We start from the raw sequence: 17643 nt of genomic DNA, 5'->3' as shown, positions 1-17643 counted from the left end.
GCGGGTAGCGCGCGGACAGGGCGCTCAGGGCCGGTCGCCGCCGCGTGCCTCTCGCCACCTCTCCCACACCACCGCGGCGACCCGCGGATCGGCGCCGATCGGGGCCGAGGTCACATCGGCATCCGCGCTCTCGATGACGCGTGAGAAGTGCCCGGGCGCGAGCACGTAACTCGCCGCAACCGTCCGGTGCCCGTTCGCGCGCGCAGACGCCACGGCATCGGGGATGCGCGGCTCGGAGGCGGCGGCATAGGCCGCGACGACGGGGCCTCGCACCCCGGCATCCGCCATCATCGCCGCCATGCCCTCGACATCGACCACCGCGCCGGGCCGCGTGGAACCGGCGGCCGCCAGGATGACGGTGTCGTCGGATCCGGCTCCAGCGTCGCGGACGCGGTCGGCGAGGATCTCGGCGAGCAGCCGGTGCGGGCCGAGGGGCGCCGCGACGGGAAGACCGTCTGCCGCCTCCCGCAGATCGACCTCGGTGTGGTAGCCGGTCGACAGCAGCAGCGGCACGATCACGATGTCGGACGTGCGCTCGCGCGCCGACTCGACCACATCCGCGACGAACGGCCCGTGCACGTCGACGTAGGCCTCGAGTACCTCGACGTCGTCGGGCGCCGTGGCGCGCAGGAGGTCGAGCAACTCCCGGACGACGACGCGTCCCTCTTCGAATCGCGTCCCGTGGGCGCACGCGATGAGCACAGCGGTCACGAGTCCTCCTCGTCGATCACATCGAGCCGATATCCGCGCTTGTAGACCGTGCGGATCAGGTCGGTTCCGTTCAGCGCCTCCCGCGTCCGGGCCACCGCGACCTCCACCGCGTGAGCGGACGCCCCCGCAGTGGTCAGCACGGCGACCAGGTCTGCGCGCGACACGACGGCCCCGGGTTGGATCGCCAGGGCGCGCAGGAGCTCCACCCCCGTGCGTTGCAGCGCGGTGAACGTCCCGTCGAGCACGATCCCCGAGGAGCGGATGCCGAGTCGACCGGCCGTGGTCGGGATAAGCGGAGCGGCGGGTCCGCCGTAGTGCGTGACCACGGCGCGCACGAGTGCGCCGAGGCGACCGCGGTCGGGGATGAGGGGGGTGATCCCCGCCTCGATCAGGGGACCCGCCGTGATGGGGCCGACGGCGGCGACCAGTACCTGCCCCCGCGCGGCACGGGACACCACTCCGTCGAGCGCATCGGCCCGTTCGGCCGCGAGGATCCATTCGCGGGCTGCGGGCGCCGAGGTGAAGAGGACGGCGTCGATCTCTCCGCGCGCGACCTGCTGCGTCGACGCCGCGACGACCTCCGGGTCGGGCGGCGGGCCCCACCGGTAGATGGTCAGGCTCGTCACCCGGGCCCCCGCGGCTTCGAATGCTTCGTCGAGGCCGTCGGCCCCCGAGCCGTGGTGTTGGACGGCGACGTGCAGGCCATCCATGCCCTCGGCGACGAGGAAGTCGCGCAACTCCGCCGACGTCTCGCTCTCGGCCACCCAATCGGCTTCGAACCCCGCCTGCTGAATAGCCCCCCGCGCCTTGGGGCCGCGCGCGACGATACGCGCGGCATCGAGAACGGGCGCGAGGGCGTCATGCAGTCCCGCCTCGTCGGCCGTCTCCATCCATGCACGAAATCCCACGCCCGTGGTGGCGACGACGACGTCGGGCGGGTCGTCGACGAGGGCTCGGGTCTGGGCGATCAGTTCCTCGTCGTCGACGTGGGGCACGATCGTCAACGCCGGAGCGACGCGAACCCGCGCGCCGTGGCGTTCGAGCGCGGCCGACAACTCCCCCGACCGCCGATCGACGGGGAGCAGCACGGTGCATCCGAGGAGCACCGTGCTGATCGCGCGAGGCGGTGCCGTCACCCGATGCCCGGGGAGGGCGCCGCCCCGACGGGCTCGGCGGCCGAGGCCGGCAGGAGCAGATCGGGGCGGGCGACGTCGCCGAAGACGAGCACCGCGGGATTGGCCAGGCCGTGCGCCTCGGCATCCTGAACAGCCGCGCCGAGCGTCGTGCGGATCGTGCGCTGCGCCGGCGTGTGGCCGTTCTCGACGAAGGCGACCGGCCGTGACGCCGGGGCGCCCGCCGCGAGCGCTGCGGCAGCGAAGCGAGGAAGTGCGCTCACGCCCATCAACGCGACGACGGTGGCGCGGTCATCCCGAAGCGCCGCGAGCGTGGCCTCGCCGGGGTGCTCCTGACCGTTCACAACATGAAGGGTACCGGCGACGCCCCGGTGGGTCACCGGGACTCCGGCTGCCGCGGGCACCGCGATCACGCTCGAGATACCGGGCACGACCTCGACCGGAATTCCGGCGGCGCGGCAGGCGATGACCTCTTCTCCGCCCCGCCCGTAGACGAACGGGTCGCCGCCCTTCAGCCGGACGACGCGAAGTCCCCGGGCCGCGCGATCGACGAGGATCGCGTTGATCTCGTCCTGCGGCACGGGGTGGTGCTGTGGACGCTTTCCGACGTCGACGAGCTCGACGTCGTCGCCGAGCTCGGCGAGGACGCCCGTGGGTCCGAGCCGGTCGTGCACGACGACGTCGGCCTCGGCGAGCAGCGCACGGGCGCGGACGGTCAGCAGGTCGATCGGGCCAGGGCCGCCGCCGACGAGCGCCACGCTCCCCACGAGCGGGCGACGTCGGCGGCGGAGCGGAAGGGCGCCTTCGGCGAGGCGCTGGGCGATGGCGTCGCGCACGGCGACGGTGCGGCGCGGGTCGGCGCCCGCGGTCGAGACGACGCCGACCATCACGTCGCCGCTCGTGGTCTCGGCGGCGAGGCGCGCCGTGCCCTTGCCCCCGTGCCCGGCGTTGACGCACCACACCCGGCGCGCCTCGGCGGCGGCGACCACCGCGGCATCCACGGACGCCGACCCGGTCGCCGTGTGGCAGAACCAGGCATCGTCGAGGTCTTCGGGCGCGAAGGGGCGCTCGTGCCACTCGATGTCGCCGGCCGCGGCGAGCGCCGCGAGACCCTCGGTCGCGACCGGAGCGACAAGACGCACGACGGCGCCCGCCGCGCGCAGCCGCGCGATACGCCGTTCGGCGACGGAGCCTGCGCCGACGCAGACGACGAGCCGGTCGGTGAGGTCCAGTCCTGCGAGAGCGATCATCGGGGGTCTCCTGAGATTCGGACGAACACGACGCCGTCGGTCACCGCGACCGGGTGCACCCGGACGCTCAGCGGTTCCTTGCCCTGCGTATCGAGGCACGCTCCGGTGCGCAGGTCGAAGACCTGCTTGTACATGGGGGATGCCACGGTCGGCACGCCCGCACGGTCGCCGACGATACCGCGCGAGAGCACGGCCGCTCCGCTGAACGGGTCGATCTGGTCGGTGGCGTAGATGCGACCGTCGAACGTGCGGAACAGCGCGATCTGTCGACCGTCGATGAGGGCGGCGGCCCCGCGCTCGACGAGCAGGTCGTCGACGCGGCACACGCGGGTCCACGGATCGGTGGTCATGGTCTCGGCCTCGGGGGTGGTGGCATCCAGGATCGTCACGAGCGCACCGCCAGGGTCGTGCCGCCGATGAAGACCGTGCCCGAGGTGCGCTCCTCTTCGGTGGCCGGTCGGGCCTGGCCGCGCTCGGCGACGTAGGCGAGCGAGGGGTCGGCGACCTCGGGGGCGTTGACGAAGCTCTGGAAGCGCTTGAGCTTCTCGGGGTCGGCGAGGGTCGCCGCCCACTCGTCCTCGTACGCGTCGATGTGGGATGCCATCGCTCGGTCGAGATCGTCGGCGACGCCGAGCGTGTCGTCGAACACGACGCCCTTCAGTGCCTCGAGGCCGCCCTCGTACTCCTCGACCCACGGGGCCGTCCGCTGCAGCCGATCGGCGGTGCGGATGTAGAACATCAGGAAGCGGTCGATGGCCCGGAGCAGTCCGTCGTCGTCGAGTCCCTCGGCGAACAGGACCGCGTGGCGGGGCGTGAAGCCGCCGTTGCCGCCGACGTAGAGATTCCAGCCCGCCTCGGTGGCGATCACGCCGATGTCCTTACCGCGGGCCTCGGCGCACTCGCGCGCGCATCCCGAGACGCCGAACTTCAGCTTGTGCGGCGAGCGCAAGCCGCGGTACCGCAACTCGAGCTGCACGGCCATGCCGACCGAGTCCTGCACGCCGTACCGGCACCAGGTCGAGCCGACGCACGACTTCACGGTGCGCAGCGACTTGCCGTACGCGTGGCCCGATTCGAACCCGGCGTCGACCAGGCGCTTCCAGATCGCGGGCAGCTGATCGAGACGGGCGCCGAACAGGTCGATGCGCTGACCGCCCGTGATCTTCGTGTAGAGACCGAAGTCGCGCGCGACCTCGCCGATCACGACGAGTCCCTCGGGCGTGATCTCGCCGCCGGGGATGCGCGGAACGACGCTGTAGCTGCCGTCGCGCTGGATGTTGGCCATCACGTGGTCGTTGGTGTCCTGCATCGTCGCGAGTTCGCCCGAGAGCACGTGCTCCGAGTAGAGGCTCGCCAGGATGCTCGCGAGTGCCGGCTTGCAGATGTCGCAGCCGCGACCGGTGCCGAAGCGTTCGACGATGGCGGTGAAGGTCTTCAGCCCCGAGACGCGCACGGCGTCGAAGAGCTGCGCGCGAGTGAACGAGAAGTGCTCGCACAGACCGTTCGAGACTTCCTTTCCGGATGCCGCGAGCTCCGCGGCCACGAGCTTCTTCAAGAGCGTGAAGCACGAACCGCATGCCGCTCCCGCCTTCGTGCACGCTTTGACCTCGGCGGCATCCGCGCAGTCGTGCTCGGTCACGGCATCCCGGACCGTCCCGGCGGTCACGCCGTTGCACGAGCACACGATGGCATCCGCGGGCAGGTCGCCCTGCGGGGCGGGCGCGAGGTCGGACGGCATGAGGTAGGCGGCAGGGTCTCCCCCGAGAGCGCGGCCGACGAGCGGGCGCAGCGCGGTGTAGGCCGAAGCGTCGCCGACCAGGATGCCGCCGAGCAGCGTCTGCGCGTCGTCGCTCAGCACGAGCTTCTTGTAGACCCCCGACACGGGGTCGGCATAGGTGACATCGAGGGCGTTCGGAGTCTCGGCGAACGCGTCCCCGAAGCTCGCGACCTCGACGCCCGAGAGCTTGAGCTTGGCGGACGTGTCGAAGCCGGGGAAGGCGGCCTCACCACCGAGCAGACGGGTCGCGGCGACCTCGGCCATCGCGTACCCCGGGGCCACGAGACCGATGCATTGCCCCTCGAAGCTCGCGACCTCACCGATGGCGAGGATCGCCGGGTCGGAGGTGTCGCAGCCCCCATCGATGACGACACCACCCCGCGGGTCGACCCGAAGGCCGGCGGCGCGGGCGAGTTCATCGCGCGGCCGCACGCCGACCGTGAAGACGACGATGTCGACCGGCTCCCAGCTGCCGTCGCGCAGCTCCAGTCCGCACACGGCCCCCGACCGGTCGGCATCCACCCGGGTCGTCACCGAGGACGTGCGGACGTCGATGCCCCGCGCCTCGATCAGACGCTCCAGCGCCTTGGCCCCGCCGAGATCGAGCTGCGCCGACATCAGACGCTCGTTCGACTGGAGAACGAAGGGGGCGACGCCCTCGGCCTGCAGCGCTCCCGCAGCCTCCAGCCCGAGCAGCCCGCCACCGACCACCGCGCCGCGCAGGGGGCGACCGAGCTGCGCGGTACGCCGAGCCACCCACACCCGGATCCCTGCGACGTCATCGAGCGTGCGGTAGACGAAGCAGCCCTCGTGATCGAAGCCGTCCAGCGCCAGACGGGCGGCGAAGGAACCGGTGGCGAGGACCAGGCGGTCATAGCGATGGGTCGCACCGTCCGCGGTGGCGACCTCACAATTCTCCCGGTCGATCCTCACCACGCGCGAGCCGGTACGCACGCTCACCCGCTCGTGCGTGAGCACCCGTGCGTCGAGAGCGAGGTCCTCGGCCGTCTTGCCGCCGAAGTAGCCCGTGAGACCCACGCGATCGTACGGCTCGTACTTCTCGTCGCCGAGCACCGTGACCGACCAGCGGCCCTCGGGGTCGCGGGCGGTCAGGCTCTCCACGAAGCGGTGCGCCACCATTCCCGCACCGACCACGACGACCGAACCGGACGAGGAGCTCGAAGAGACCATGCCTCGACCGTAAGCAGGCGAGGTTTCGCCGAGCTCGTCCCCCGCGTTACCTGCGGCGAACGTTTATCTCACGGCGGCGCTCGGCCCGTGTGAGCTTTTTCCGTCGGCGTCACCGCGTCGCACCGGTTGCTTGCGGGAACTGTCGACGGCACCGGGGCGCTCTTCCCGGTCACCGCTCTCGCGGGAGACCCCCGGATAGGCTTCCCCACATGACCGACGTGCCCGCTCCTCCCGGCCGCACCGCTGTCGTTGCCGCCGCGATCGCGCTGTTCGCCGAGCGCGGCTACGACCAGACGTCGGTCGAGCAGATCGCGCAAGCGGCGGGAGTGTCGCGGTCGACGTTCTTCCGGCAGTTCGGCGGCAAGGAAGACGTCGTGTTCGCCGACCACGAGGCGCTCCTCGACGAGACCCGCGCCTTCCTGTCGCAGCCGCACGACGACCCGTGGGCCGCGGTCTGCGACGCGTGCATCCGCGTGTTCCGACACTTCGCCGCCGACCCCGAGCTCGCCCGCCGCCGCTACGCGATCGTGCGCGAGGTGCCGGTCTTGCGCGACCGCGAGATCGTGACGGTGTTCCGGTACGAGCGCCTCTTCGACCAGTACCTGCGCGAAGCGCTCCCCGGCCTCGACCCCCTGGATGCCGTCGGCTTCGCGGCCCTCGTCACGGCCGTCCACAACCACGTGCTGCGCCGCCTCATGCGCGGCGCGCGGGTGCCGGCATCCACTCTCCGTCGTGCTCTCGACGACGTGCTCCGGCGCTACGGCGTGCACCCCGACGGCGACGACGCCGCGGGCGACGACCTCATCGTCGCCGCCTTCCCCCGCCGCATGCCGGCGGCCGAGGTCACGCGCCGCCTGCGCGCGAGCCTGCCGCAGTAGGCCGCGGCGGCGCCAACACCGGTTGAGTGTCCAAGACTCGCGGATGCCGCGCCGGCCCGTCCGCGTGTTTTGGACACCGAAACCCTACGGACGGCGACCCCACCGAGGGTGGTCGGCGCGTCACCCGGGGGCCGGGTCGCCCCCCTCACTTCAGTGTCCAAGACACGCGGATGCCGCACCGGCGCGTCCGCGTGTTTTGGACACCGAATCCCTTGCGCCGCACGACGCGCGCCGGTGCCGATCTACGCGCGGCGCGCCAGCGCGGGGTCGCCGCCCGGGAGGTACGCGCGCAGGGCCGTCCCCTCGGCCACCTCGTCCCACCCCGCGGCCGGGACGACAGCGCGCACCCGCTCGACCCATTCCGCAAACGACCCTGCGGCGCCGAAGGTCGAGCTCACCGGCCAGTCGCTGGCGATCATCGCCCGCTCCGGACCGAAGGCCTCGACGGCGTGCGCGAGGAAGCCGGCCGCGTGGCGATCGACCTCGCCGACGTCGCGCGCTTCGGGGGTCAATCCCGAAAGCTTCACGAAGGTCCGCGGCCGATCAGCCAGCACGGCGAGCGACCGCGCCCACGCCGCTCCCGCGGGGCTGTCGATCCCGGCATCCATCGGGGGTTTGCCGACGTGGTCCACGACGACCGTCAGCCCGGGCACGTCGCGGAGCATCGCGATCAACGCCGGCAGCTGCGCATGGCGGAGGCACGCGTCGAACGTGCCGCCGCGGGCGGCCAGCGCCGTGAGCCCGGGCACGAGGGCCGGGAAGGTCGCCACATCGAGGTCTTGCAGCAAATGCCGGATGCCAGTGACGTGCGGCAGCGTCGCCAACTCGTCGAGCTGGTCGGTGATCGCGGACAGCGGAGCCGCGAGATCGGCCCCGGCCACGATCGCGCGGAGCGCGGGCCACTCGAGACCCTCGACCCAGCGCGCTTCGGCCACCGGATCGGTGTCGCCGTCGGCGGCCTGGACGAACACTGCGCCGCGGACACCCGGCGCGTCGGCCTCGTAGTGTTCGGGGAGCATCGCGTGGCGCACCGGGGTGCCTTCGAGCCACTCGTACGTCAGCGCCGAAGGGTCCCAGAGGTGAACATGGGCGTCGATCATGCCGTCCCCGCCCGCACGCGTAGCCGTGTCACGCCGCCGTCCACGTCGAGGATCGTACCGGTGGTCGACGTGGCATCCGGGTCGGCGAGGTAGGCGATCGCGCGCGCGACTTCCTCGGGCTGCACCAGCCGTCGGGTGGCCTGACGGGCTTCCAGAGCGCGGCGTTCGGCGACAGGGTCGTCGAACCCCTCGAGCATGCGGGTGACGAAGGGCGTCTCGACCGTGCCGGGGCTGACCGCGTTCACGCGGATGCCCTCGCTGACGTGGTCGGTGGCCATCGCGAGGGTGAGCGCGTAGACGGCACCCTTGGATGCCGAATACAGCGCGCGGTCGGGTAGACCGTTGAGCGCCGCAATCGAGCACACGTTCACGATCGCCGGGTGCTCGGACCGCCGCAGCCACGGCAGAGACGCCGCGCTCACGCGAGCCATACCCACGACGTTGACATCGAGCACGCGCGCCCACTCGTCTTCGTCGAACGCTTCGACGCTGCCGACGGCGCTGATCCCGGCGTTGTTGACCAGGACGTCGACGCGGCCCTCCTCGGCGCCGACCTCGGCGAGCGCCGCCGCCACCGATGCCCCGTTGCGCACATCGCACGTCAGGCGGCGGGTGCCCTCGGCGGTCTCCCCCTCCGCCGCGTCGAGACACCACACGGAGGCGCCCCGATCCCGCAGCAGCAGGGCGGTCGCCAAGCCGATGCCCGAGCCCCCGCCCGTGACGACGGCGACGAGTCCGGCGAGCGGCGCGGTCACGCCTGCACCATCCTCTGACGGGCGGTTCCGAGGCCGTCGATCCCCAACTCCACGACGTCGCCGTCGCGCAGGTACCGGGGTTCCGGCATCCCGAGTCCGACTCCCGCCGGTGTGCCGGTGTTGATGAGGTCTCCGGGCCGCAGAACCATGAACTGCGAGAGGTAGCGCACCACCTCGAGCACCGGGAACACCATGTCGGCGGTGGACCCGTCCTGGCGCATCTCGCCGTTGACGCTCGCCCACAGCCGCAGCGACTGCGGATCCGGAACCTCGGATGCCGGCACGAACCACGGTCCGCACGGGTTGAAGGTCTCGCAGCTCTTGCCCTTGTCCCACTGGCCGCCACGCTCGAGCTGGAACTCGCGCTCGCTGACATCGTGCGAGAGGACGTACCCCGCGATGCAATCCGCGGCGCTCTCGGTCGAGTCGAGGTACCGCGCGGTGCGGCCGATGACGACGCCCAGCTCCACCTCCCAGTCGGTCTTGACCGACCCGCGCGGAATGAGCACGTCGTCGAAGGGGCCGACGACCGTCGAGGGGTCTTTCATGAAGACGACCGGCTCCGCGGGCAGCGCGGCGCCGGTCTCGGCGGCGTGATCGCGGTAGTTCAGGCCGATGCACACGACCTTGCCGGGCTGCGCGAGGGGCGCCGCCCATCGCTCGGTCGACTCCGCGTCGAAGGCAGCGAGGGTCGAGGGATCGATCCCGGCGAGTCGTTCCAGCCCGCCGTCCTCGAAGAACCGGCCGTCGAGGTCGCCGAGTTCTGCGGGGACGAGGTACGGGTGTCCGTCGATCTCGACGATCGGGCGTTCGGAGCCCGGGGCTCCTCTCCTGGCGAACCTCATGCGTCGGCGTCCTCTCCGTCGGTGTCCGGGCGCGCGTCTCTCGCGCGCCTCACTGCGCGACCACCCCGGTCGCGGTCAGCTCTCGCCACATCTCCTCGGGCACGCGGGCGCGGTAGCGCTCCACCGTCGATTCGGCCTGCGCGGCGGTGCGGATCCCCACGACGACCGATACGACCTCGTCGCGGCGCAGCGGGTAGGCGATGGCCGCCGACGGGAGATCGACCCCGTACCGCTCGCAGATGTCGGCGATGCGGTGGGCACGCTCGAGCAGGTCGGAGGAGGCGCGTGTGTAGTCGTAGGTCGCGTCCGGCGCCGGACGCGGGTGGCTGAGCAGGCCGGAGTTGTACACGGCCGCCGCCACGACCCCGACCCCTCGTTCGGCAGCGAGCGGCAGCAGGCGCTCCGCGGCCGCGTCGTCGAGGAGCGTGTATCGACCGGCGACCATGACGATGTCGACGTCGCAGCGCTCGACGAAGTCGGCGAGCATGGACGCCTGGTTCATGCCGGCCCCGACGGCGCGCACGACCCCCTGCTCGCGCAACTCGATGAGAGCACCGACGCCGGTGGTCGACGCGGCATCCCAGTGCGCGTCGGGATCGTGCAGGTACGCGATGTCGATGCGGTCCACGCCGAGGCGGTCCAGGCTCTCCTCGACCGAGCGCATCACGCCGTCACGCGAGAAGTCCCACCGCCGGACGACCGCGGCCGGGACGGCGAAACCGTCGTCGTCGAGACGGTGCGCGGTCTCGGGAGAGTCCACGAGCAGGCGGCCGACCTTGGTGGAGAGGACGTACTCCTCGCGCGGACGATCGCGCAGGGCCGCGCCCAGTCGGCGCTCGGACAGGCCGAGTCCGTAGTGCGGAGCGGTGTCGAAGTACCGGATGCCGGCATCCCACGCCGTGTCGACAGTCAGACGAGCCGTGTCGTCGTCGACCTCGCGCCCCAGGTTGCCGATCTGTGCGCCGCCGAATCCGATCTCGGTGAGAGCCGGCGTTTTCGGGGTGGATCGCGTACGCATTTTCATCTCCGTCGTCCGTGGACATCGCTGTCGTCTCACCGGGATCGAGACTAACATATGATGTATGTTCTTTAGGGGCTCAGGTCGAGCCCGCCGCAGGAGAAAGTCAAGGGCGATATGAAGGTCACCGGCTACCGCGTGCTGCGCACGTTCCGCGAGTGGGGGCGCCCCATCGGGGACGTCAACGGGCACATCGCGTCCGGCATCACCGAGGAGTCCGTCGTCCTGGTCGACACCGATGCCGGCATCACCGGCGTCGGCACCGGTCACGTCGCCGACCTCGCCCGCCTCTTCCCCGCCATCGACGGCGAGGATCCTCGCGCGGTCACCGCCCTGTACGACCGGATGCTCGCGCGAGTATTCAAGGCGGGGCACGCCGGCGCCACCTTCGGCAGCATCGGCGCTTTCGACATGGCCCTGTGGGACATCAAGGCCAAGGCCGCGGGAGAACCGCTCTGGCGTCTCCTCGGCGCGCGCGACCGCTTCGTCACCGGCTACGCGTCGGGCCTGGACATCGCCCTCTCCGACGATGAACTCGCGGGGTTCTACGCCGAGATGGCCGACCTGGGATTCAGCAGCGGCAAGCTCAAGGGGGGCGTCGACCTGGACGCCGACCGCCGCCGCCTGCACATCATCCGTGACGCCATGGGCCGCAACTCCCGACGGCCGGCGGTCATGTTCGACGCGAACGAGTCGTGGAACCTCAAGCAAGCCGTGCGCTACGTCAGCGAACTGGAGCGCGACATCGACCTGACCTGGGTGGAAGAGCCCCTGCGCCGCTGGGACGCCGACGGACACGCGCGGCTGACCCGCAGCATCCGGGCGGCCGTGGCCACCGGCGAGAACCTGACGGGCCTCGAGCAGTTCCGCCCCCTGATGGATGCCGGTGGCGTGGACGTCGTGCAGGTCGGATGCACCTGGGGCGTGACGCACTTCCTCCGCGTCGCCATGCTCGCTCACGGCCGCGACCTGCCGATCAGCCCGGTCGGCGTGACCGCCAACCAGGCCGTGGCCCACGCCGCCGTCGCCGTCCCGAACCACCTCAGTGCAGAGGTGCAGGATCTCGGCTCGCCGTTCGGCCTGCACATCGACCAGCAGTTCGCCGACGGCGGCATCGTCCTCGGCGACACTCCCGGACACGGTGTGAGCGTCGACGAGGCGGCGATCGCCGAGGCCGGCGAACGCGGCGGGAGCTGGCTCGTCGGCGCCGGCCCGCACGTGCGCCCCGACCGTGCGGGGCTGCGCCTCGTCCCCGAAAGCGACCGGCACGACCTTCCCGGGAGCACTGAGGGCCGCGGCTAGGCTGACCGCATGAGTGAGGAGACCGCGCCCGCCGACACCACGTCGGCCCTGCGCAGCTCGACCCCGCGTACCCCGACGGCCCGCCTCGGCGTCGCCGTGGTGCACGATCTGGTCGAAGCCATCGTGAAGGGCGACGTCCCGCCCGGCGACACCCTGCCCCCGGAAGAGAAGCTGGCGCAGCACTTCGCCGTCAGCCGCACCGTCATCCGCGAGTCGGTCAAGCGAATCGAGGAGAAGGGGCTCATCAGCGTCGCCCCCGGGCGCGGCACCACCGTGCAGCCGAAGACGTCGTGGAACGTCCTGGACCCGGTGGTCCTGGCCGTCCTCCTCGAGAACGATTCGTCCCTCGGCGTGCTCGACGAGATCTCGATCATCCGCGCCGCACTCGAGGGATCGATGTCGGCCGCGACCGCGCAGCACGGAACACCGGAGCAGATCGCGGAGATCACGGCATCCCTCGCGCGCATGGAGGAATCGGTCGAAGACCCCGAGGTCTTCCCGGATGCCGACCTCGACTTCCACTTCCTCGTCATGACACTCTCTGGCAACGAACTGGCCAGCAGCATCACGAAGATCCTCTTCACGCGTGCGCGGCAGTCGGCGCGCTTCGTCGGCAACCAGTCGACCGACGCGTTCCACCTCACGCTCGAGGAACACCGCCGCGTGCATGACGCCATCGCGGCGGGCGACCCCGTCGAGGCCGAGGCCGCGATGCGGGCGCACATCCTCGACGCCTGGCAGCGCCGACGCTTCCCCACCGCTCGCGAACGCTGACCGCGACCGCCGCGCGCGAGCACTGAGCCCGCCGGCATCCCGGATCAGTCCAGGTGCCAGGCCTCGGTCATGATCTGCCAGTTGGGCTCGGACCCGTCGTCGTCGAACGGCACCTGGCACGGACCCGTCCGCGCCCACCACTCCTGCGTGACCGGGTCGGCGGCCATCTTCGCGTCGTCGGCAGCGAGATCGTCGCCGACGTACTCGTAGTAGCCGAAGAGCACGTCACCGCGCACGAAGATCGAGAAGTTGCGGATGTTCCCCTCGCGGAGCGTCTGCTCCACGCCGGGCCAGACCGCCCGGTGGAGAGCGAGATACTCCTCGCGCTTCTCGGGAACCATCCGGCAGACCATCGCCACCCGCAGCACGCTCACTCCTTCGTCCCGCCGGCGGTCATGCCCGTGACGAGGAACCGCTGCGAGAACAGGAAGATCAGCAGCACGGGGAGAACCGAGACGAGCGTCGCCAGCGCCAGCACGGGAAGCTCGATCGTCACCGACCCGGCCGACGTGGGGTTGAACAGCGGCACGTTCGACAACAGCTCCGCGAGCCCGACCTGGATGGGGGCACGGCGCCCCGGCACCATCACGAACGGCAGGAAGTAGTTGTTCCAGTTGCCGACGACGTTGAAGAAGCCGACGAGGGCGATGACCGGGGTCGCCAGGGGCATGGCGACGCGCCAGAACACCCGCCACTCCCCCGCGCCGTCGATGCGGGCGGCATCCAGGAGGTCCTTCGAGATGCTCGTGGAGAAGTAGATGTACGTGAGGTACACGCCGAAGGGGAAGAACGAGAACGGGAGGATGACCGCCAACGGATTCCCGATCAACCGCACCGCGCTCAACTCGAGGAAGGTCGGCAGCACGAGGGCGGTGCTCGGGATCAGCATGATCACGAGCGTCACCGCGAGGAGCGCTCGGCGGAGCCGGAAGTCGATCATCGCCAGCGCGTACCCGGCGGGGATGGTCACCAACAGCGTCAGGACCAGGGCGGCACCGGTGTAGAGCGCCGCGTTGCCGAGCCAGGTCCAGACGATGCCGTTCTGGAACGCCATGAGGGTGTTCCAGTTCTCCGCCAGCGTCGAGAAGGCGCCGAAGTCGAACGGACCGCCCAGGAGCAGCTCGCGCGGCGTCTTGGTCGGCGCGAGGATGAGCCACGCCAGCGGGAGGATGAAGAACACGGCGAAGAAGATCGCGACGACGGCCGCGAGGGCACGCCCCAGCCACTCTCCGGGCGTCAGGGTCCGACGGCGTCGACGCGACGTGCGGGCGTACTCGTCGGCACGCAGCAGGGTCGCGGTTTCAGTCGCGCTCAAAGAGTCCTCCTCGGAAGACGAAGAAGGCAGCCAGGATCAGGGCGACGGCCAGGAGGATGAGAGAGATGGCCGCCGAGCCGTTGAAGTCGTTCTGCCGGAAGGCGTAGAGATAGGCGAGCTGGTTGAGCGAGTAGTCCTGCGGGACGACCCCCTTGCTCGCTTGAGACAAGACGCGGGGTTCGACGAACAGCTGGCTGCCCGCCGCGATCGACATCACGACCATGTACGAGATCCACTTCCGCAGCAGCGGTAGCTGGATGTACCAGGCGGTCTTCACGGGTCCCGCGCCGTCGATGCGCGACGCCTCCATGATCTCGGGACTGATGTTGTTCAGCGCGCCGTACATGATGACGATCCACTGCCCCGCCCCGGTCCAGAACGACACGATCGTGAAGATGACGGGGAGGTTGTCGAGGGAGACGGTCGCCACGAACGAGTCGAATCCGAGCGCCCGGAGGATTCCGGACACGGGGCTGACCGTCGGGTCGAGGAGGAACAGCCAGAGCAGCACGCTGGAGGCGCCGGCGAGCGCCCCGGGGATGTAGTAGACGAATCGGGCGGAGGTCGACAGCCACCGCGACGCGAAATTGTGAACGATCAGCGCGAGGAGCACCACGAACACGATCTGGAACACGAGCCAGATGACGAGGTAGGTCGAGACGTGCTGCACCGCCGGCCAGAAGCGGTAGTCCGCGAAGACGCGCACGAAGTTGTCGACACCGGCGAACCGACCGGCCTGCGTGAACGCGAGATACACCGCGTACAGCGCCGGCCCCAGCCCGAACAGGAGCAACAGGATGCCGTAGCCCGAGCTGAAGGCGTACGCCATCGCGGACTGGGAACGATTCGGGTTTCGACGCCGTTGCTCGCCTCTCCGCCGGCGCGTTTCGGCGCCGGCGGAGAGGGGCGTCATCGTTGAAGTGACGATGGCCTGGCCTTTCGTGGGATCGAGCGGGGTCAGCGCGTGACGGTGTAGCCCTGCACCTGGGCTTCGTTGAGGATCTCGGCCTGCCAGTCGCCGGCCACGTCACCGATGGTCCGGCCCGCGGCGAGCGCCGGCAGTACCACCTTGCTGTACGCGGTCTCGGCGCTGAAGCTCGGGAAGCCCCACCCGCTCCACACCTGTCCGGCGGCGTCGATCACGGTCTGCTCGAAGTCGCCGACGAAGTAGCCGTCCGCGGCCTGCTGCGCGATCCACTTCTCACCCGCGTCCGCATAGGCGGGGTAGCCGGGCGCGAGATCGACCTGGTATTCGTCCGAGCTCGTCGCGAACTCCATGAAGGTCTTCGCGGCGTCGAGGTTCTTGGAGTGGCTGGAGGCGAGCCAGGTGCCACCACCGACGTTGCCGGTTCCGATGTCCTCGCCCTCCCAGTGCAGCGGGGTGCCCGCGCCGAGCTGGCCGGCGGGAACGTTCAGGCTGTCCGGGTTCTGGAACAGGGCGCCGGTGAACCAGACGGGTCCGGGCATGCCGAGGAGCTTGCCCTGCGCCTGCTGGATGAAGTCCGAGCCGAACACCGACGCCGTGGACAGCGTGCCGTTGTCGACCATGTGGTCGAGCATCTCGGTCATGCGCTGAGAGTTGGGCGCGTCGAAGTCCGACGTGAAATCGTTGCCGTCGAGCTGGAAGATCGGTGCCTGAGCGCCCCAGTAGTAGACGTACGAGCCGAGGAAGCCGTCACCGACCGAGCCCAACAGGTAGCCGGGGTGCTCTTGCGCGACCCGGTCACTGAGCTGCTCGTACTCCTCCCACGTGGTGGGGACGTCGTACCCGAACTGGTCGAACAGCGCCTGGTCATACCAGAACACGACCTGGGCGAGGTCGTTGCGGAGGCCGTAGGTGGTGCCGTCGATGGTGAGCGGGTCGAGGGATCCGGGCGTGAAGCCCTCGAGGAAGTCGTCCTCGAACCAGCCCTTGTTCACGGGCGCGGCGAAAGCCTGCTGGCCGTTCGACTCGCGCGAGGCCCAGGAGGCGTCGTTGTTCTGCGTCGAGAACACGACGTCCGGCCAGCCTTCGCCGGCCTGGTCGAACAGCGCGATGCGGGTCTGCAGGCTCGCCGATCCGCTGGCGTTGCCGTCGTAGGTCTCGACGTTGACCTCGATGTCGGGGTGCGCGGTACGGAAGGCCTCGATGACGGGTTCGCGGGTGGCATCCACCCACACGGTGATCGGGCTGCCCGGTTCCTGCTCTGCCTGGCTGAAGCCCAGCGAGGTGTCTCCTCCGCCGGCGTCGGGGCTGCAGCCGCTCAGGGCGACGGCCGTCACCCCGGCGATGGCCAGGGCGCCGAAACGGGCGAATCGGATGAAGCGACGGTGCTGTGTTGCCATTTCCAGTCCTCACTTGGTCGACGTCGTTGACGACTCACCGCTTTGCGGCGCGATCTCATTAGATCATACATGTGACCTATGAGGAAAACCCCCGTACAGTGAAGGGGCGGATGTGGACCCCATCCGCTCTCACCGGAGAGGACCCCGCCGTGCGCGCACTTCAGTACATCTCGGCTCGAACCGTTAATCCCGTCGACATCGATCCCACGGCCCCGGGCACGGGACAGGTCCAGATCCGGGTGGCCTACACCGGCCTCTGCGGCACCGACCTCCACATCTTCCACGGCGACATGGACGCGCGCGTGACCCACCCCCTCGTCTTCGGCCACGAGATGAGCGGTGTCATCACCGCCGTCGGCTCCGACGTGGCGGGATGGATGCCAGGAGACCGCGTCACGGTCATGCCCCTGGACTGGGACGGCACGTGCCCCGCATGCCTCGCGGGCAACGAGCACATCTGCCAGAACCTCGACTTCATCGGGATCGACTCCCCCGGGGCCCTGCAGGAGCTGTGGAACGTGCCCGCCGGGACTCTCGTGCGCCTGCCCGAGGAACTGACACTGCGCGCCGGCGCCCTCGTCGAGCCCGTCGCCGTCGCCGTGCACGACGTCCGCCGCTCCGAGCTCACCGCGGGTGACACCGCTGTGGTCATCGGCGGCGGCCCGATCGGCGTGCTCATCGCGAGCGTGGCCCGCAACGAGGGCGCCGACGTCGTCGTCATCGAACCGGATGCCGGCCGCCGGGCGACCATCGACGGTCTCGGCTTCCGAACCCTCGACCCGCTGGCGACCGATCAGGCGCAGTGGGTGCAGGAATGGACAGGAGGGGCGGGCGCGGACGTCGTGTTCGAGGTGTCGGGCGCTGCCGCGGCCGTGCGGGGAATGACCGCTCTCGCCAAGGTGCGCGGAACCATCGTCGTCGTCGCCATCCATCCCCAGCCCCGAGAGGTCGACCTCCAGCGCGTGTTCTGGCGCGAACTGCGCCTGCTCGGCGCGCGTGTCTACCAACGACGCGACTTCGAGACCGCGGTCGAGCTGCTCGCCGCCGGCGCCATCCCCGCGGACACCCTCATCACCGATGTCGTTCCCCTGGAGCGGACCGGAGACGCGTTCACCGCGTTGGAAGCGGGGCAGGCTCTGAAGCTCCTCGTCGCGGTCGGGGGCGACCAGTGAGCGCCACCCTCTTCGACTTGACGGGCCGCGCCGCGCTCGTCACCGGCGCGAGCCGCGGCATCGGCCTGGCGATGGCATCCGCCCTCGCGGACGCGGG

Annotated in this window: 17 protein-coding genes and 1 pseudogene; 5 read left to right on the top strand and 13 right to left on the bottom strand. The window is 70.5% G+C overall.

The genetic code is table 11. The annotated features are described in order from the left end of the window. Positions 1-24: 24 nt before the first annotated feature. From D8Y23_RS16805 to nirB, 5 genes are read right to left on the bottom strand one after another with little or no spacing between them, the layout of a single operon-like run. Positions 25-711, bottom strand: coding sequence for a sirohydrochlorin chelatase (locus D8Y23_RS16805; protein WP_164878198.1), 687 nt, complete (start codon positions 709-711; stop codon positions 25-27). Beyond that, complete coding sequence (locus D8Y23_RS10000; protein ID WP_128217993.1) at positions 708-1847, bottom strand: uroporphyrinogen-III synthase; 1140 nt, start codon at positions 1845-1847, stop codon at positions 708-710. The genes D8Y23_RS16805 and D8Y23_RS10000 overlap by 4 nt, the downstream gene beginning before the upstream one ends. Then, positions 1844-3094 carry a uroporphyrinogen-III C-methyltransferase gene (cobA, locus tag D8Y23_RS09995; protein WP_128217992.1) on the bottom strand — a complete coding sequence of 417 codons (1251 nt, stop codon included), beginning with the start codon at positions 3092-3094 and terminating at the stop codon, positions 1844-1846. Before cobA ends, D8Y23_RS10000 begins: the two co-directional genes overlap by 4 nt. Further along, on the bottom strand, positions 3091-3483 hold the full coding sequence (nirD, locus tag D8Y23_RS09990) for a nitrite reductase small subunit NirD (protein WP_428844475.1): 393 nt from the start codon (positions 3481-3483) through the stop codon (positions 3091-3093). The genes cobA and nirD overlap by 4 nt, the downstream gene beginning before the upstream one ends. Further along, positions 3480-6062, bottom strand: a complete 2583-nt coding sequence (gene nirB / locus D8Y23_RS09985) for a nitrite reductase large subunit NirB (protein ID WP_128217991.1) — start codon at positions 6060-6062, stop codon at positions 3480-3482. The genes nirD and nirB overlap by 4 nt, the downstream gene beginning before the upstream one ends. Positions 6063-6271: 209 nt before the next feature. Between nirB and D8Y23_RS09980 the strand changes: the two genes are divergently transcribed. Further along, positions 6272-6940: a TetR/AcrR family transcriptional regulator gene (locus D8Y23_RS09980; protein WP_128217990.1), complete on the top strand. Its 669-nt coding sequence runs from the start codon at positions 6272-6274 to the stop codon at positions 6938-6940. A gap of 242 nt (positions 6941-7182) precedes the next feature. On the opposite strand, the gene D8Y23_RS09975 is transcribed toward D8Y23_RS09980, so the two are convergent. From D8Y23_RS09975 to D8Y23_RS09960, 4 genes are read right to left on the bottom strand one after another with little or no spacing between them, the layout of a single operon-like run. Further along, positions 7183-8040: an amidohydrolase family protein gene (locus tag D8Y23_RS09975; RefSeq protein WP_128217989.1), complete on the bottom strand. Its 858-nt coding sequence runs from the start codon at positions 8038-8040 to the stop codon at positions 7183-7185. Continuing rightward, a complete protein-coding gene (locus tag D8Y23_RS09970) occupies positions 8037-8795 on the bottom strand; it encodes an SDR family NAD(P)-dependent oxidoreductase (protein ID WP_128217988.1) in 759 nt (252 codons plus the stop codon). The genes D8Y23_RS09975 and D8Y23_RS09970 overlap by 4 nt, the downstream gene beginning before the upstream one ends. Beyond that, complete coding sequence (locus D8Y23_RS09965; protein WP_128217987.1) at positions 8792-9640, bottom strand: fumarylacetoacetate hydrolase family protein; 849 nt, start codon at positions 9638-9640, stop codon at positions 8792-8794. Before D8Y23_RS09965 ends, D8Y23_RS09970 begins: the two co-directional genes overlap by 4 nt. 49 nt (positions 9641-9689) lie before the next feature. Next, positions 9690-10658 (bottom strand): aldo/keto reductase, encoded by a 969-nt coding sequence (locus D8Y23_RS09960; RefSeq protein ID WP_128217986.1) that lies wholly within the window; start codon positions 10656-10658, stop codon positions 9690-9692. A gap of 117 nt (positions 10659-10775) precedes the next feature. Here D8Y23_RS09960 and D8Y23_RS09955 point away from each other — a divergent pair, with 117 nt between their 5' ends. Both D8Y23_RS09955 and D8Y23_RS09950 read left to right on the top strand, forming a co-directional pair. Next, complete coding sequence (locus D8Y23_RS09955; RefSeq protein WP_128217985.1) at positions 10776-11960, top strand: mandelate racemase/muconate lactonizing enzyme family protein; 1185 nt, start codon at positions 10776-10778, stop codon at positions 11958-11960. A 9-nt stretch (positions 11961-11969) separates the two neighbouring features. After that, positions 11970-12734: a FadR/GntR family transcriptional regulator gene (locus D8Y23_RS09950; protein ID WP_128217984.1), complete on the top strand. Its 765-nt coding sequence runs from the start codon at positions 11970-11972 to the stop codon at positions 12732-12734. A gap of 44 nt (positions 12735-12778) precedes the next feature. Here the strand turns inward: D8Y23_RS09950 and D8Y23_RS09945 are convergent, their stop codons facing one another. The 4 genes from D8Y23_RS09945 to D8Y23_RS09930 form a co-directional block, all read right to left on the bottom strand. Further along, positions 12779-13102, bottom strand: a complete 324-nt coding sequence (locus tag D8Y23_RS09945; RefSeq protein ID WP_240663864.1) for an L-rhamnose mutarotase — start codon at positions 13100-13102, stop codon at positions 12779-12781. 2 nt (positions 13103-13104) lie between these two features. Continuing rightward, entirely contained in the window at positions 13105-14049 is a 945-nt protein-coding gene (locus D8Y23_RS09940) for a carbohydrate ABC transporter permease (RefSeq protein ID WP_240663863.1), read from the bottom strand. Continuing rightward, positions 14036-14878: a carbohydrate ABC transporter permease gene (locus D8Y23_RS09935; RefSeq protein ID WP_240663862.1), complete on the bottom strand. Its 843-nt coding sequence runs from the start codon at positions 14876-14878 to the stop codon at positions 14036-14038. The genes D8Y23_RS09940 and D8Y23_RS09935 overlap by 14 nt, the downstream gene beginning before the upstream one ends. Positions 14879-15006: 128 nt before the next feature. Next, positions 15007-16374 (bottom strand): ABC transporter substrate-binding protein, encoded by a 1368-nt coding sequence (locus tag D8Y23_RS09930; RefSeq protein WP_128217982.1) that lies wholly within the window; start codon positions 16372-16374, stop codon positions 15007-15009. Positions 16375-16523: 149 nt separating this feature from the next. Here D8Y23_RS09930 and D8Y23_RS09925 point away from each other — a divergent pair, with 149 nt between their 5' ends. Beyond that, positions 16524-17546: a zinc-dependent alcohol dehydrogenase gene (locus D8Y23_RS09925; protein WP_240663861.1), complete on the top strand. Its 1023-nt coding sequence runs from the start codon at positions 16524-16526 to the stop codon at positions 17544-17546. Further along, positions 17543-17643 (top strand): annotated as a pseudogene (locus tag D8Y23_RS17105) (gluconate 5-dehydrogenase); the annotation flags it as partial. The gene D8Y23_RS09925 and the pseudogene D8Y23_RS17105, both read left to right, overlap by 4 nt.

The sequence above is a fragment of the Microbacterium enclense genome, assembly GCF_004022425.1.
GTDB lineage: Bacteria > Actinomycetota > Actinomycetes > Actinomycetales > Microbacteriaceae > Microbacterium > Microbacterium enclense_A.
This window is presented reverse-complemented; position numbering and strand designations above follow the sequence as displayed.

Excerpts from the sequence above, each read along its gene's own strand:
- D8Y23_RS09960 (WP_128217986.1), bottom strand. The coding sequence starts at position 10,658 with ATGCGTACGCGATCCACCCCGAAAACGCCGGCTCTCACCGAGATCGGA.
- D8Y23_RS09980 (WP_128217990.1), top strand. The coding sequence starts at position 6,272 with ATGACCGACGTGCCCGCTCCTCCCGGCCGCACCGCTGTCGTTGCCGCC.
- D8Y23_RS09935 (WP_240663862.1), bottom strand. The coding sequence starts at position 14,878 with ATGGCGTACGCCTTCAGCTCGGGCTACGGCATCCTGTTGCTCCTGTTC.
- D8Y23_RS09950 (WP_128217984.1), top strand. The coding sequence starts at position 11,970 with ATGAGTGAGGAGACCGCGCCCGCCGACACCACGTCGGCCCTGCGCAGC.
- cobA (WP_128217992.1), bottom strand. The coding sequence starts at position 3,094 with ATGATCGCTCTCGCAGGACTGGACCTCACCGACCGGCTCGTCGTCTGC.
- D8Y23_RS09930 (WP_128217982.1), bottom strand. The coding sequence starts at position 16,374 with ATGGCAACACAGCACCGTCGCTTCATCCGATTCGCCCGTTTCGGCGCC.
- D8Y23_RS09975 (WP_128217989.1), bottom strand. The coding sequence starts at position 8,040 with ATGATCGACGCCCATGTTCACCTCTGGGACCCTTCGGCGCTGACGTAC.
- nirB (WP_128217991.1), bottom strand. The coding sequence starts at position 6,062 with ATGGTCTCTTCGAGCTCCTCGTCCGGTTCGGTCGTCGTGGTCGGTGCG.
- D8Y23_RS09965 (WP_128217987.1), bottom strand. The coding sequence starts at position 9,640 with ATGAGGTTCGCCAGGAGAGGAGCCCCGGGCTCCGAACGCCCGATCGTC.
- D8Y23_RS09955 (WP_128217985.1), top strand. The coding sequence starts at position 10,776 with ATGAAGGTCACCGGCTACCGCGTGCTGCGCACGTTCCGCGAGTGGGGG.